The organism is Mucilaginibacter daejeonensis, from assembly GCF_020783335.1.
Taxonomy (GTDB): Bacteria; Bacteroidota; Bacteroidia; order Sphingobacteriales; family Sphingobacteriaceae; genus Mucilaginibacter; species Mucilaginibacter daejeonensis.
In genome coordinates this window covers 1,122,878-1,137,653 of sequence record NZ_CP086068.1, presented here as the reverse complement: position 1 = coordinate 1,137,653, position 14,776 = coordinate 1,122,878, and the positions used below count along the sequence as shown (strand labels likewise).

At 47.4% G+C, this 14,776-nt stretch carries 13 protein-coding genes; 4 read left to right on the top strand and 9 right to left on the bottom strand.

The window, feature by feature from the left end:
• The first annotated feature begins 10 nt into the window (after positions 1–10).
• Together LLH06_RS04965 and LLH06_RS04960 are read left to right on the top strand one after the other, a co-directional pair.
• Positions 11–673 carry an HAD family hydrolase gene (locus tag LLH06_RS04965; RefSeq protein ID WP_228172157.1) on the top strand — a complete coding sequence of 221 codons (663 nt, stop codon included), beginning with the start codon at positions 11–13 and terminating at the stop codon, positions 671–673.
• Positions 674–678: 5 nt separating this feature from the next.
• On the top strand, positions 679–2,004 hold the full coding sequence (locus LLH06_RS04960) for an ABC1 kinase family protein (RefSeq protein WP_228172156.1): 1,326 nt from the start codon (positions 679–681) through the stop codon (positions 2,002–2,004).
• A 3-nt stretch (positions 2,005–2,007) separates the two neighbouring features.
• On the opposite strand, the gene LLH06_RS04955 is transcribed toward LLH06_RS04960, so the two are convergent.
• From LLH06_RS04955 to LLH06_RS04915, 9 genes are all read right to left on the bottom strand, one after another.
• Positions 2,008–3,657 (bottom strand): glycosyltransferase family 39 protein, encoded by a 1,650-nt coding sequence (locus tag LLH06_RS04955; protein ID WP_228172155.1) that lies wholly within the window; start codon positions 3,655–3,657, stop codon positions 2,008–2,010.
• Between the two features lie 101 nt (positions 3,658–3,758).
• The gene (gene atpG / locus LLH06_RS04950) at positions 3,759–4,658 is read right to left on the bottom strand and encodes an ATP synthase F1 subunit gamma (RefSeq protein WP_228172154.1); all 900 of its coding nucleotides are present in this window, start codon (positions 4,656–4,658) and stop codon (positions 3,759–3,761) included.
• A gap of 93 nt (positions 4,659–4,751) precedes the next feature.
• Entirely contained in the window at positions 4,752–6,326 is a 1,575-nt protein-coding gene (gene atpA / locus LLH06_RS04945) for a F0F1 ATP synthase subunit alpha (RefSeq protein ID WP_228172153.1), read from the bottom strand.
• 33 nt (positions 6,327–6,359) lie between these two features.
• On the bottom strand, positions 6,360–6,908 hold the full coding sequence (atpH, locus tag LLH06_RS04940; RefSeq protein WP_228172152.1) for an ATP synthase F1 subunit delta: 549 nt from the start codon (positions 6,906–6,908) through the stop codon (positions 6,360–6,362).
• 78 nt (positions 6,909–6,986) lie between these two features.
• The gene (atpF, locus tag LLH06_RS04935) at positions 6,987–7,496 is read right to left on the bottom strand and encodes a F0F1 ATP synthase subunit B (protein WP_228172151.1); all 510 of its coding nucleotides are present in this window, start codon (positions 7,494–7,496) and stop codon (positions 6,987–6,989) included.
• A 152-nt stretch (positions 7,497–7,648) separates the two neighbouring features.
• Positions 7,649–7,855: an ATP synthase F0 subunit C gene (atpE, locus tag LLH06_RS04930; RefSeq protein ID WP_157540113.1), complete on the bottom strand. Its 207-nt coding sequence runs from the start codon at positions 7,853–7,855 to the stop codon at positions 7,649–7,651.
• Between the two features lie 46 nt (positions 7,856–7,901).
• Positions 7,902–8,981: a F0F1 ATP synthase subunit A gene (atpB, locus tag LLH06_RS04925; RefSeq protein ID WP_228172150.1), complete on the bottom strand. Its 1,080-nt coding sequence runs from the start codon at positions 8,979–8,981 to the stop codon at positions 7,902–7,904.
• A gap of 14 nt (positions 8,982–8,995) precedes the next feature.
• Positions 8,996–9,376, bottom strand: a complete 381-nt coding sequence (locus LLH06_RS04920; RefSeq protein ID WP_228172149.1) for a hypothetical protein — start codon at positions 9,374–9,376, stop codon at positions 8,996–8,998.
• Positions 9,373–9,570: an AtpZ/AtpI family protein gene (locus LLH06_RS04915; protein WP_228172148.1), complete on the bottom strand. Its 198-nt coding sequence runs from the start codon at positions 9,568–9,570 to the stop codon at positions 9,373–9,375. Before LLH06_RS04915 ends, LLH06_RS04920 begins: the two co-directional genes overlap by 4 nt.
• Positions 9,571–9,683: 113 nt before the next feature.
• On the opposite strand from LLH06_RS04915, the gene porW reads away from it, so the two are divergent.
• Both porW and LLH06_RS04905 read left to right on the top strand, forming a co-directional pair.
• Positions 9,684–12,497: a type IX secretion system periplasmic lipoprotein PorW/SprE gene (porW, locus tag LLH06_RS04910; RefSeq protein ID WP_228172147.1), complete on the top strand. Its 2,814-nt coding sequence runs from the start codon at positions 9,684–9,686 to the stop codon at positions 12,495–12,497.
• Between the two features lie 8 nt (positions 12,498–12,505).
• A complete protein-coding gene (locus LLH06_RS04905) occupies positions 12,506–14,746 on the top strand; it encodes a penicillin-binding protein 1A (RefSeq protein WP_228172146.1) in 2,241 nt (746 codons plus the stop codon).
• Positions 14,747–14,776 lie beyond the last annotated feature (30 nt).

The window sequence follows — 14,776 nt, the reverse complement described above, 5'->3', positions numbered from 1 at the left end:
CTACCTACCTATGAGTTTTAAAGCTGCCATATTTGATATGGACGGTACAATTGTGGATAATGACCAGTATCATTTCAAAACCTGGAAAGAGCTTTTTGAGCGATATGGCCGTGTAGAATTGACCACCGAACTTTATAACGATAAGCTAAGCGGTGTACCCGGAATGGTGATCATGCGGGAGTTCTTTGGTGATGACCATACCGAAGAACAAATGCGTGAAATGTTCGATGAAAAAACGCAGAACTACCGCATCCTGTATGAGCCTTACATCACGGCCATTAACGGCCTTGAGCGATTACTTACCGAATTAAAGGATAGTGGTATCAAAACAGCCGTAGCCTCCTCAGCCACATTGTCCAACATCAACTTCATTCTGGATAAATTACCCTTTAAAGAGCTGTTCGATGTGATCATTGATGGACCGCGGGTGAGCCGTGCCAAACCTGACCCACAAATATTCCTGAAAGCGGCCGCTGATCTGGGGGTTGATCCACATGATTGTGTGGTATTTGAAGATTCTTTATCGGGCGTGAAGGCTGGCAACGCCGCAGGTATGAAAGTTGTAGGTATAACCACCACGCATCCGCCCGAGCGGTTACGACCAACAAGCCTGACCATATCTGATTATACGAGCCTTACCGAACGCCGCTTAGCGGCCTTATTTGAAGAGTGAAGATCATGAGCGACGAGAGAGCCAAAGAACAGAACAGCATACCCACCAGCAAGGTAGAACGCAGTGCCAAATTCGTGAAGACCGGATTTAAGGTAGGTGGTAATTACATTAAGCATTACTCCAAAAAGCTTTTTAACCCCGACCTTGACCGCAGCGAGTTGAACGAGGACAACGCGACCGATATCTATGAATCTTTAAGCGAATTGAAAGGTAGCGCACTCAAGGTGGCTCAAATGCTGAGCATGGATAAGAACATACTGCCTAAGGCCTATGTAGATAAGTTCTCTCAGTCGCAGTATAATGCCCCTCCCCTTTCGGGACCACTTATCGTGCAAACTTTCCGCAAGTACTTTGGAAAATCGCCCGAGCAGATATACGATAAGTTCGACCTGCGGTCGACCAATGCCGCCTCGATTGGTCAGGTGCACAGTGCAGAACTGAATGGTCAAAAACTGGCCGTCAAGATACAATATCCCGGCGTGGGCGATTCAATTTCGTCAGACCTTAAACTGGTAAAGCCCTTCGCGTTCAGATTGCTTGGCATGAGCGAGAAAGAGTTGGATGTATATATGCGGGAGGTGGAAGAACGTCTGCTGGAAGAGACCGATTACGAGCTGGAGGTACGGCGTTCGGTGGAGTTCTCCACGGCCTGTGCAGGTTTGGAGCATATCGTTTTCCCTACCTACTATCCAGAGCTATCGAGCAAGCGCATCATTACCATGAGTTGGATCAATGGCAAGCACCTGAAAGAGTTCTTGCAAACCAACCCTTCGCAGGAGCTGCGCGACCAGATCGGGCAGGCGTTATGGGATTTCTACAACTTCCAACAGCATGAACTACGCGCCGTGCACGCCGATCCGCACCCAGGCAATTTCCTGATCACACCGCAAGGCGATCTTGGTATCATCGATTTCGGCTGCATCAAAGAAATGCCTGAGGACTTTTACACACCGTTCTTCTCTCTTACGTCGGGCGACCTGCTTGATAATAAGGACGAAACGATCAAGGCGTTCCGAAAACTGGAGATGATCTTACCTAATGATACTCCACAGCAGATCGATTTCTATTACCGCACCTATCACCAAATGATCAGCCTATTTGCTAAACCGTATCTGGATAGCACTTTCGATTTTGGTCAAACAGCATATTTTGAAGAGTTATATGGCTTTGGTGAGCAAATATCGCGTATGCCAGAATTCAAGCAGGCACGTGGGGTAAAACATTTCATTTATGTGAACCGCACCAACTTCGGCCTATATAACATTTTGCATGAGCTGAAAGCACGGGTGAAGACCGACACTTATAAGCCGCATGTAGTGACCACCTATTGAGTTCTATTTTTCTATCAGGTCTACGAACACGTCAGGCGTCGCCTCCTTGCCTTTGGGTGCGAAGCTTGTAAGCACTTTGTATTCGCTACGCAGATGTTTGTGTAATCGGTTAACGGCATCGTTGTCGTGGTAATACCAGGCCGGATCGCCTAGGTATTCGCCAAGCGGAGCATCGATCACGTTATATATCACCCAGATGCGCTTATCCTTTCCGGCATTTTGAATATCACGGTCAACAAGAGAAAAATATTCACTGAAGTTATTGCTGTGACGGCGATGGTCTGCACCTAATATCACCTTCTTGAATGGCTGCGGGTACATCTTTTGATAAAAGAGAAAATTGGGCAGTTCATTGTAATACACGTAAACCAGATCACCGGGCTGATAGTGTTTACCTATAAAAGCCATAGCATCCCGCTGATAAGAACGCTTGTAACCGCCGAATAATGCAGGGTGAACCACCTCTTCTACGCTGTTCTTAAGCAATGCAGATATGATGAAGATACCCGCTACATATCCCAGCCATTTTACAGCCCCTGCTCTATCTACACAAAATTGGACGCCACCAGCTATCAACAAAACCATGAACGGTACCAGATACACCGTAAGCCGCTCATGAAATGGATACTGATGTAACGCCGCGACCGCGAACGCTATTGATAGGACGGCCGAGCAGTACAACAATAGCTTTTTGTTATTTAGCCAATAATAAATAACACCCAGTGCCGACAGTATCAGTGGCAGAAAGAACAACCGGTTCAACAACTGTAAGAACATATTTGGCTGCTCGTACTGATGGAACCAACTAAATCCAAGTGGATGCAGAAAAAAAGAAGAAATATGATGAAAAAGCCAGATAAACCCAGCAACTGGTTGAAGCGGCATGTAGGCATCATGCTTCTCCCAAAAATCGACCAGCCATTGGCTGCTTGACCCGTCGCGTGTAAAAAAGATATAGTTAACGATAAAACTTGCTATCCACACAGCGCCGACTAACACCAACCATTGTATGCCTTGTTTATTTTTTTGCCTGATCTTGACGATCAATATGGTTATACCCGCTGCTGCCAAAACGAATATAGCCGGATAAGCGAACCAGATGATGATAGCGCCTAATAAGCCCAACGAAAAAGCCTCACGGGGCGTCGTCAAACGTTGGTACTTATGGTATAAGCTCAAGACCATCAAGGTGGCCAGCATATCGGTACCATAAGGTTTGGCTTCGGTATGGTAGTAGATCAGTGGCGGTGCAAAAGCGACGATACATAGCGCTACGATCACCCCTACCGGCTTCAGGTATCTACGAGTGATGCTGTAGAAGAGAATAAGAGATATAATGCCGCTCATTAATGGATAGAGTCTGAGCGACATTTCGTTCTTGCCGAACAACATCACCATTAGCTTTGAGATCAACAGATACCCGATGGGCGCCTTTTGAAAGTAAGGCAGCGGCTTTGTCAATAGTTGCCATAGGTCCATATCAATGATACCTGCCGACAGATAGATCTCATCCTCCCACAGCGACCTGTTATAAAAAAAATGGAAGAGCCTGATCACTATACCAAAAAGTAATATCAACCCGATAGCGGCCTTATAAAGCCGGTCACTTTTATAAAAGCTATCGTTGGAGGTGAGATCGGTGGATTTATACATTGAACAGGGGAGCAAAGAAGCAATGAATGTATGGATTAATATCAAAACAAAAAAGCCCCGGCAGGCGCCGGGGCTTTGGTATATACGATTCAAGTTTATAATTATCCGTTCGATAAAGCTGCCGCACCGCTCACGATCTCGGTAAGCTCGGTGGTGATGGCTGCCTGGCGGGCCTGGTTGTATGATAGCTTCAGGCTACGCAACAACTCACCGGCATTATCAGTAGCCTTGTCCATAGCGGTCATACGAGCACCATGCTCTGAAGCATGCGAATCCAATACGGCGCGGTATAGTTGGATCTTGATATTTTTAGGGATCAGTTGCTCAACGATGTGCTTCTTCGAAGGCTCCAGGATATAATCCGTTTGCTGAGCATCATCCTTTTTCAACTTGATGTTGCTTTCCTCAACGATCTTTGGCACTGGCAGCAACTGCTCGCTTACCAACACCTGTACGGCCGCATTACGGAAGTGGTTGTACACCAACTCCACACGGTCATAATGACCATCCAGAAAACCCTGCATGATGGCTTCCGTGATCTTCGACACGTTGGTGAAGTCAAGATTCGCATACACCTCGTTGTTATCCCCGATCACATTGTATCTGCGTTTGCTGTAGTAATCCTGAGCTTTACGGCCAATGGCTACGATAGATACGTTACCAGCAGCATACTGCTCGCTATACTTCTCAGAAATGAGGTTGTTAGCGGTCTTTATAGCATTGGTGTTGAACGCACCTGCCAAACCACGGTTCGAGGTAACTACCACCACCAACACACGTACCGGTTCGCGTTCCCGCAAAAATGGCGATGCACCATCTTCCAGGCTCGACGAAAGGTTACTCAGCATTTCCTTCAGCTTGGTAGCATAAGGGCGTAGTTGAACAATAGCATTGGTAGCTCTCTTCAGCTTGGCCGCCGAAACCATTTTCATGGCCTTGGTGATCTGCTGCGTTGAGTTAACAGACGCGATACGGTTTCTTACTTCTTTTAAATTCGCCATTCTTGTTGGAGTATCAAGTATCTGGTATCAAGTATCAAGATGCGTTACATCACCGATACTTGATACTTGATACTAAGTACTTGCTACTAAAAATTAATATTTTCCAGCCAGTTCTTTGGCTACGGTCTCCAGTACGCTGGTCAATGAATCATCGAACTTGCCTGCTTTAAGGGCGGCCAGTACTTCAGGATGACGCAGTTCCAGTTGGCTGGTGAATTCGCTTTCGAACTCACGTACCTTGTTCACTGGTACGTTACGCATCAAACCTTTGGTACCTAGGTAAATGATCGCAACTTGTTTCTCTACCGACACCGGTGAGTATTGACCTTGTTTCAAGATCTCTACGTTACGGGCACCTTTATCCAATACGTTCTTGGTAGCAGCATCAAGGTCAGAACCGAATTTAGAGAAGGCCTCCAACTCGCGGTACTGTGCCTGATCTAGTTTCAAGGTACCAGCAACTTTTTTCATTGATTTGATCTGTGCGTTACCACCCACACGTGATACCGAGATACCTACGTTAATGGCCGGACGAACACCCGCGTTGAACAGATTCGACTCCAGGAAGATCTGACCGTCAGTGATCGATATCACGTTGGTAGGGATGTATGCTGATACGTCACCTGCCTGGGTCTCGATGATCGGAAGCGCGGTCAATGAACCACCACCTTTTACCAGGTGTTTGATCGATTCCGGAAGGTCGTTCATCGCTTTAGCGATATCATCGTTAGCGTTGATCTTAGCCGCACGCTCTAACAAACGGCTGTGTAGATAGAACACGTCACCAGGGTAAGCCTCACGGCCCGGTGGACGACGCAGTAACAATGACACCTCACGGTAAGCAACGGCTTGTTTCGAAAGATCATCATAAACGATCAGCGCAGGACGGCCGGTGTCACGGAAGTACTCACCGATAGCTGCACCGGCAAATGGAGCGAAGAACTGCATTGGAGCAGGCTCAGCAGCACTTGCAGCTACAACGATAGAGTAAGGCATAGCGCCGTTCTCTTCCAGCGTACGCACGATGTTAGCTACGGTAGAAGCTTTCTGACCGCAAGCAACGTATATACAGATAACAGGCTGACCTGCTTCGTAAAACTCTTTTTGATTGATGATGGTATCGATACAAACCGCAGTTTTACCGATCTGACGGTCACCGATAACCAACTCACGCTGGCCACGGCCGATCGGGATCATCGCATCGATAGCTTTGATACCTGTTTGTAACGGCTCGTTAACCGGCTGACGGTAGATAACGCCTGGTGCTTTACGCTCCAATGGCATCTCATAGGTCTCGCCAGCGATAGGGCCTTTACCATCGATAGGTTCGCCCAATGTATTTACCACACGGCCCAGCATGCCTTCACCCACTTTAAGTGAAGCGATCTTGCCGGTACGTTTAATTGTATCTCCTTCTTTTACACCTTCCGAAGCACCTAGCAATACCACACCTACGTTGTCTTCTTCAAGGTTAAGTACTATACCTTGCAAGCCGTTATCGAACTCGACCAACTCGCCGTATTGTACTTTGGTCAAACCATAAATGCGCGCGATACCATCACCCACCTGGAGCACGGTACCCACTTCTTCTAACTCAGATTCTGACTTAAAGCCCGACAATTGCTGACGCAAGATGGCCGAAACTTCGTCTGGTCTTACCTCTACCATTTTTTACTTGTATTTAGTGTAAGTGTGTAATAATTATAATATCACCTTCTCGGTGAACTCTTTCTTTAACTTTTGCAGGTCACGCGCTACCGAAGTGTCGATCTGGCGGTCACCTATGGTCAAAACAAAACCACCGATAAGATCGGCATCAACGCTCTCCTTCAAGATCACCTCGCCACCTGTAGATGCTTTGATCTCAGCCATGATCTGCTGTTTGTTGGCATCTGATAACGGTGTTGCAGATACAACCTTGGCAGTAACGATGTTCTTCTTTTGGTTGTAAAGATTGATGAACTCCTGAGCGGTAGGGTAAAGTATACCTCCACGGCCTTTATTCACCATGATATTGAAGAACGAAACGGTCGCCTTGTTCACTTTACCAGCGAACAGACCGTCAAGGATATTCACTTTTTTGTTGTGCGCTATGATCGGGTTACGCAATACAGCCGCTAACTGGCTGTTGCTTTTCAATGTTTGCACAAAGAACGTCATATCATCCTTAATGGCTTCCAAAGAATTTTGTTCCTGGGCCAGATCGATCAGCGATTTAGCGTACCGGTATGCTACTGTTAATTCAGACATATTGTTGAGTGGTGAGTAGTGTTCGGTGAATAATGAGGGGCCTTAACAACAACTCACTGTTCACCATTTAACCATTCACTATTTTATCTTAACTTCCTTTAATAGATCGGCTACCAGTTCGTCTTGTGCGGCCTGATCAGCAAATTGCTTACGCAATACTTTCTCGGCGATCTCGATAGACAAGGTAGCTACCTGGTTCTTCACGTCGGCCATGGCAATGGCTTTCAGGTTATTGATCTCCAGTTTGGCATGCTCGATCATACGGGCACCTTCAACATTAGCTGCTGTTTTGGCCTCGTTAATGATCTGATCTTTTAAATGACGAGCCTCGTTCAGGATCTGGTCGCGCTCTTTGCGAGCCTCTTTAAGCAATTGCTCGTTCTCGTTGGTCAAACGGGCCATCTCTTCTTTAGCGGCCTCTGCTTTCAACAACGCATCCTCGATAGAACGCTCACGATCAGCGATAGCTGCCATGATCGGTTTCCAGGCAAACTTACCTAACAGGATCAACAGGATAATGAACGCTACTGCGGCCCAAACCACAAACCCTAAATGGTCATTCAATAAACCTTCAAATAATTCTTCCATTTATTAATATCGTTAGCTTAACCAACACTTATTTTAACTATACATCTTATCTTCCTTACGCCTGCCACTGTTGAGAGGTTCAGGAGTTAAAGGACCTTACGTGCCGCCAACCGCTGCAAGTAAGGTCCCTGTTTTTTTGTTGCGAAGGATAATTATTTACCCAACAGAGCAACTACCACACCGAACAGAGCCACACCCTCGATAAGAGCGGCAGCAATGATCATTGCAGTTTGGATCTTCGAAGAAGCCTCAGGCTGACGAGCGATACCTTCCATGGCTTTGCCACCTACCTGACCGATACCGATACCGGCACCGATAACTGCTAAACCTGCACCTAATGCAGCGATACTTCCAGTCATGTTTGTTTGAATTTAAAGTTAAATATAGTGTATAATTATTTACTTATTAGTGGTGATGCTCCTCAACCGCAGTGCCGATGAACAGCGCAGTAAGCATCGTGAAAATGAAGGCCTGCAGGAAAGCTACCAGCAATTCCAATACATCCATGAACAATACGAACAAGATCGACACCGGAGCGATCCACAAGGTCTTGAAGATAAAGATCAGTGCGATCAAGCTCAATACGATAATGTGACCGGCCGAGATGTTAGCATATAAACGGATCATTAATGCGAACGGACGAGAGATCACACCGATAAGCTCCACAGGGATCATGATCGGATATAACCAAACCGGTACCGGTGGCATAAAGATGTGTTTCCAATAATATTTATTGGCGCTAAAGTTAACCACCAGCAATACGATGAACGCCATGACGAAGGTAAGCAGGATGTTACCGGTAACGTTAGCACCACCCGGGAAGATCGGGATCAGACCCATCAGGTTGTTGATCCATATAAAGAAAAATATGGTCAATAATATCGGCATATAACGCTGATAGCGGTAACCGATATTTGGACGGGCGATCTCATCACGTACGAACATGATCACCGGTTCGATCAGCGATTGCAGACCTTTAGGTGCTTTACCCACACGTTTCTTGTAAGCCGAAGCTACCGAGAAAAAGATGATGAACAACAGGATACCAGCGATCCACATGGCCATTACGTTCTTGGTGATCGAGAAATCGTAGATGTGTGATGATGCCTCTTTGTCGATCTCGCCGGCAGCGTTCACTACGCGGATCTTGTCTTCCCAAAGCTTGTAAGTATAGTACTTGCCCTGGTAAGCTTCGTGACCATGATGAAACACCGAAGCGCTGAAAAATTCAGTACCCTTATCAGTGAATAAGATCACCGGCAGCGGTACCGATACTTCGCCGCCTACATGCCAGTAATGTGAGTCGGCAATGTGTTCTAATATCGCAACTGTGGGATTGAAGGCTTCCTGTTCTGCGTTTTTGACCTCAGCAGGGCCTGTTTCGTGTTGTATAGCGAAACTTTTACACGCAGTTAGTGTAAAAAAGACACCTAAAATTAAGCCGAGGAGATTTTTTTTTGAGTTCAAAATGTGCCTAAAATCCATTTATGACGAGATTTTTACTTTTTATTTTGGACGCGCAAGTTAGTCAACAATACGTAAATTTCAAATACCGTGTATAAGAAATACAGATAAAAATAATCGAGTACAAAAACAACGTCATTTACCTTGTACCTGTGCGTATATATCAGGGCAATGGTCATGCACAAAAGCAACTTCAGAGTGGTGGCCCCAAGGAACACTTGTCCACCTAATGTACCGTTCTTTTGTTGCGCCCATATTACCGCAAGGCTAATTAAAAAAGTAAGCGACGAAAAGAACTGGAACAACAGCCAGAAGCCAGGCACCAGCCATTCACTCTTGCCCAAATTATCGGCCAGTGCCGGCAAGATGGCGATCGCGATAGTGCATATGCCAAAAGCTATAAAAAAACGTTTCAATCTTTAAGTGATCTGATCACCAGGTAAAGCGATATCAATACCCCGGTCAGTGAAAGGATAGCCGTTACCCACTGCACATCATGCCGGGCTTTTTGATCTATATAATAACCGGCAAAGCTGAACACGCCAATGATCGCGATCATTTGAAACGCGATGCCGGTATATTTGATATAGTTGTTTACGGGTTTGTTCATTAATACACAACCATATAACTGATACAACTGTTGGTATAGTTATAAGCTGCAAATTTATGAAACGGCTTGCATAGTATTTAGTAAATTAGCCATGCTTTTATAACCCGTATATTTTGACGCAAGTTTTTAGAACCGGTGAACGCTACCTTATCCTGCTTTTCCTCCTGGCAGGCTGCTCGCTCGAAAAGGAGAGCGCCGTTAACCGGGGCTTGCAAAACCTCACCGCACGGTATAACATCCTGTTCAATGCCAACGAGTTGCTACGCCAGAAGCAGGAGAGCTACGCTTCCACTTTTATTGATGATTACGATCGCCTGCTGAACGTTTACCAAGACACGGCCTCACACCTCGAAGGCCCAGACAAGGACCTGGAAGCTGTAGTGACCAAGGCCAATACCATTATCAGCATCAAAGAGCAAAGCAACTATATAGATGATGCATACATGCTGCTGGGTAAAGCCGCTCACCTCAACGGTGACCACTACACGGCCATTGAATATTTTGGTTATGTGATACGCTCATTTAATAAGGAGCCTAAGATGGTGCAGGAGGCGCGGTCATGGCAGGTCCGGTCGTTGCTATATGCCGGTGACCTGCGTATGGCTAAAGCGGTGCTGGACACGGCTATTGCCAACATCACCCCCAAAGAAAAGACAGAGGCCGGACACGTGTATGCGGCGGGTATGCAGTACTACATCGACGCAAAGAATTATGCCAGCGCGATCGACATGGCTCAAAAGGCCATCCCGCTGGCTCATGATGGTCAGCTCAAAGCCCGTTGGACCTTCATCTTAGCGCAACTGCAGGAACTTGACCGTAAAAAACAGGAAGCTTACGATAGTTACACAAAGGTGGTAAAAAGCAATGCCCCTTTTGTAATGGCCTTTAACGCCGAGCTTAACCGTATTCGGATCGAAGACAACGCCAATGGTCGGCACATGAGCCGGGCTGACCGTTTGCGCAGCCTTTTACGTAATGAGAATAACGCCGAGTTCATTGATCAGATCTATTACCAACTGGGCGAACTGGCCCTTACCGATGGTAAGACCGAAGAAGCGATCAAGAACTATCAGCTCTCCATAAAGAACAGCCTGAAGAACCAGAATCAAAAAGGCTTGAGTTACCTGCGTCTGGCCGATATAAGCTTCCGGACCAATGGCGACCCTCTCTTAGCCAAACGGTATTACGACAGTACGCTCACTACCCTATCGCCTAATTATCCGGGTTACCAGCTGATCCGCACCAAGGCCGACAACCTTCAACTACTGTCCGATCGGTTGAATATCATTGCGCGTGAGGATACCTTGCAAGCCATCGCCAAGCTTCCCGAAGCCGACCGCGCTGCACGCATCGCTTTATTGAGCGCAGGTCAGCAACAAGCCGCCACTCCGCCTGCAGCATCTGTAGCAACGCCCGCCGTTAACGCCACTGACCAGCTTACCAATATCAGTGCACCTACCACGGGCAATAACAACAATAATAGCGGTAGTGGTTTTTACTTCGATAATGCTGTGGCCATAAGCCAGGGTTATACAGATTTTAAACGCCGTTGGGGTAACCGGGTACTGGAAGACAACTGGCGCCGTAATCTGCGCAGCAACAGCGATCTGGCCATTAATACACTCAATACTACACAGAACGTTGACCCGGGCGTGCTCCCCGCCAACGTACAAAAAAGCACCGCCGATGTGGTGGCCACTGAGTATAAACAACAATTGTTGCAGGATGTGCCTACCACGCCTGAATTACTGGCCCGATCCAACCTGCGCATCTATAATGCTTACATGGACCTGGCCACCTTTTACCGTGACGTGTTGAACGATAAGGAAGAGGCCATCAAAATGTACCTTGAACTGGTCAGGCGTTTCCCTAACGATATTAACCAGGCATCGAGCTATTACAACCTGTACCGTTTGTATGCTGATCTGGATAAGGCCGAGAGCGATGATTATCGTGCACTGATATTGAGCAAGTATCCCAACAGCACCTTTGCCAAGGTGATCAACGACCCTGAGTACGCACAACGCATTAACGATAAGGATGCCGAATTGAACGCCTTTTATGACCAGATATACAATCTGTATGTGCATCGCCAATATCCGCAGGTTATCACCCGTGCCGATGAATTGGTGAAGCAGTATCCTGACAGCAAACTGGCGGCACAGTTAGCCTATCTACGGGCATTGGCGTCAGGCCATCAGGAAAAGATCGTTCCATTCAGGTCGGAATTGGTGCAGATCGCTGAGCGTTACCCGGCCGATGGTTTGATCACTCCGTTGATCAGGCAACACTTGGCGTACATTGATGCTAACCAGGCCGAAATGGCCCAGCGCCGTTTCGCCATCATTGATAGTGACCCTAACACCGCTTCGTTCATACCACAGCCTGTGATACAGCCACTACCTTCGCAACGACAGCAGCAAGTAGCCGTTACAACACCTACTGTGAAACAACCGGAAAAACCCGTTGCTACTAAACTAGAAACCAAAAAGCCGGAAACAAAGCAAGAACCTAAACCAGCACCTGTCGCACAACCAATTCAGGCGGCTAAACCGGCTCCATCCTTATTCAGTGAGCGCGATAGTACTAATTATTACTTTGTGATCAATGTGAGTACGGGAACGGTAAACCTGTCGTCGTCGCGTTTTGGTGTGGGGCAGTTCAACCGTACCACTTACCAGGGCAGTCCGATCAAACATCAGCTTAAACCGGTAGGTGCCGATAACCAGCTTATCTACGTAGGCCGCTTCATGAACCGTGATGAGGTCAAAGAGTATGCCCGCAAGATCATCCCGCTGATGCCGCAGATCATGAAGGTGCCCGCCGATAAATACAGCTTTTTTATCAGCACTCAAGAAAATCTGGATAAATTAGCCGATCGAAAACTACTTGATGCTTACATTGAGTATTATCAGAAGAACTTTTAACTTAAAGTATGTTCGTTAAACTTACACAACACGAGATAAAAAGATATAATTGGATGATCTGGAAGGTCGCGATAAGCGTCTTCGTTTTCATCGTACTGGTGTTCGCGCTCACCGCATTTGGGGTGTTCGGCACGCTACCGTCATTTCGCGACCTGGAGAACCCTAAGAGCAATCAGGCCTCAGAGGTGCTTTCGTCAGATAAACAGGTACTGGGAAAATACTTTGTGCAGAACCGGTCGAACGTTACCTACAGCCAGATATCACCCAATGTGATCAATGCCCTTATCGCTACCGAAGATAACCGCTTCCGTGCTCACTCAGGTATCGATTTTGGTCGTGCGTTCACCATCATTTTTTATAACCTGATCGGTAAAAAACAGGGCGGTAGTACCATCACCCAGCAGTTGGCGCTTAATCTTTTCTCTGAGCGTTCGCATGACCGTTTTACCCGGATCAAGCAAAAGTTACAGGAGTGGGTGATCGCCGTACGCTTGGAGCGCAATTACACCAAGGAAGAGATCCTGACCATGTACCTCAACACGGTGGATTTTGGCGCGTACAATACTTTCGGCATCAGCTCGGCAGCGGCAACTTATTTTAATGCTAAACCTGCCGACCTTACGCCTGACCAAGCCGCCTTATTAGTGGGCATGATCAATGGTCCGGGGCTTTATTCACCTATTCGTCACCCTGACCGCGCGATCGCTCGTCGTAATTTCGTATTGCGCCGTATGGCTGAGGAGGATTACCTGAGCGAGGGCCAGGCCGAGGAATTTAAAGCTAAACCGCTTGGCTTGAATTTCCATCCTACCGACCACAACGAAGGATTGGCCACTTACTTCCGCTTCGTGTTAAAGAAGGACATTCAGCAAAAGCTTAACTCGCTCGACATCCATAAATCTGACGGTACGCCGTACGACCTTGACCGCGACGGCCTCAAGATATACACCACCATCAACTATACGATGCAGCGCTACGCTGAGGAAGCACAAAAGGAATACATGAAGCAGCTGCAGATCCAGTTCAACCAGCATTGGCGCGGCCGCAGCTTATGGAAAAGCATCCCAGATTTTAAATTGCTGCTGGATCAGGGCATGAAACGGTCTGACCGTTACCGCTCGTTAGTGCAGCAAGGCAAGAGCGACGAAGAGATCCGCGAGGACTTCAATACACCTGCACAGATGAACCTGTTCACCTGGCACGGCGACATTGACACTACCATGAAACCGATCGACTCGATCGTTTATTGCAAGTTGTTACTGCGTAATGCCATGATGAGTATGGACCCCAGCACAGGATATGTGAAGGCCTGGGTAGGTGGTATTGACTACGAGCATTTTAAATACGATCAGGTAAAGATGGGTACCCGCCAGGTGGGTTCAACGGCTAAGCCGTTCACTTATGCTGTGGCTATACAAGATCTGGGCCTGTCGCCTTGTATGAAGATCAACAACGTGCCCGATACCATTTATGGTTACGGCAAGCCTTGGTGCCCGGGATCTAATCCTTCGGAGACGGTATCAGGCATGATCACCTTGCGCAAAGCGCTGGCCCGTTCACAGAACTGGGTGACCGCTCACGTGATGAAAGAGGTGACGCCTACCCCGGTAATGCAGCTGATCAAAAAAATGGGTATCACTTCGCCGGTGCCGCCGTATCCTACCATTTGTTTAGGCGTGTTCGATGCATCGGTATATGACATGACGGGCGCCTACAGCGCTTTTGCTAACGAAGGCTTATGGACCGAGCCGACCTACCTGCTTCGCATAGAGGACAAGAACGGTAACCTTCTATATGATAATAAACCACGTGTGGTACAGGCCATGAACCCGCAGGCTGCCTACGTAATGACCTATATGCTTAAAGGTGTGGTTGACGAAGGTACCGGCTGGCGCTTGCGTGCCAAATACGGCCTGCGTAACCCGATCGGTGGTAAAACAGGCACCACGCAAAATAACTCCGATGGCTGGTTCATTGGCATTACTCCACAATTGGTGACCGGCGTTTGGACCGGCTGCGAAGATCGCGCCATACACTTCCGCAGTACCAATTTGGGTGAGGGTGCCAATACCGCGCTGCCCATATTTGCGTTATACATGAAGAAGGTGTACGCCAATGCCTCGTTAGGCATTAAGCAGAACGTGGACTTTGCACAACCTAAAAATGGTGTAGGCATAACGCTCGATTGCAACGCTTACAACCAGCAGCAACAGGGTGCCACTGAGGTAGACGAGAAGCTGGGCTTTTAGGGGCAATAGATAAGAGCCAAGACCGAGCTC

Bases quoted from the DNA above. Each gene is read 5' to 3' on its own strand.
- atpB (WP_228172150.1), bottom strand. From the start codon at position 8,981: ATGGATTTTAGGCACATTTTGAACTCAAAAAAAAATCTCCTCGGCTTA.
- atpA (WP_228172153.1), bottom strand. From the start codon at position 6,326: ATGGTAGAGGTAAGACCAGACGAAGTTTCGGCCATCTTGCGTCAGCAA.
- atpG (WP_228172154.1), bottom strand. From the start codon at position 4,658: ATGGCGAATTTAAAAGAAGTAAGAAACCGTATCGCGTCTGTTAACTCA.
- atpH (WP_228172152.1), bottom strand. From the start codon at position 6,908: ATGTCTGAATTAACAGTAGCATACCGGTACGCTAAATCGCTGATCGAT.
- atpF (WP_228172151.1), bottom strand. From the start codon at position 7,496: ATGGAAGAATTATTTGAAGGTTTATTGAATGACCATTTAGGGTTTGTG.
- LLH06_RS04915 (WP_228172148.1), bottom strand. From the start codon at position 9,570: ATGAACAAACCCGTAAACAACTATATCAAATATACCGGCATCGCGTTT.
- atpE (WP_157540113.1), bottom strand. From the start codon at position 7,855: ATGACTGGAAGTATCGCTGCATTAGGTGCAGGTTTAGCAGTTATCGGT.
- LLH06_RS04955 (WP_228172155.1), bottom strand. From the start codon at position 3,657: ATGTATAAATCCACCGATCTCACCTCCAACGATAGCTTTTATAAAAGT.
- LLH06_RS04905 (WP_228172146.1), top strand. From the start codon at position 12,506: ATGTTCGTTAAACTTACACAACACGAGATAAAAAGATATAATTGGATG.
- LLH06_RS04960 (WP_228172156.1), top strand. From the start codon at position 679: ATGAGCGACGAGAGAGCCAAAGAACAGAACAGCATACCCACCAGCAAG.
- LLH06_RS04965 (WP_228172157.1), top strand. From the start codon at position 11: ATGAGTTTTAAAGCTGCCATATTTGATATGGACGGTACAATTGTGGAT.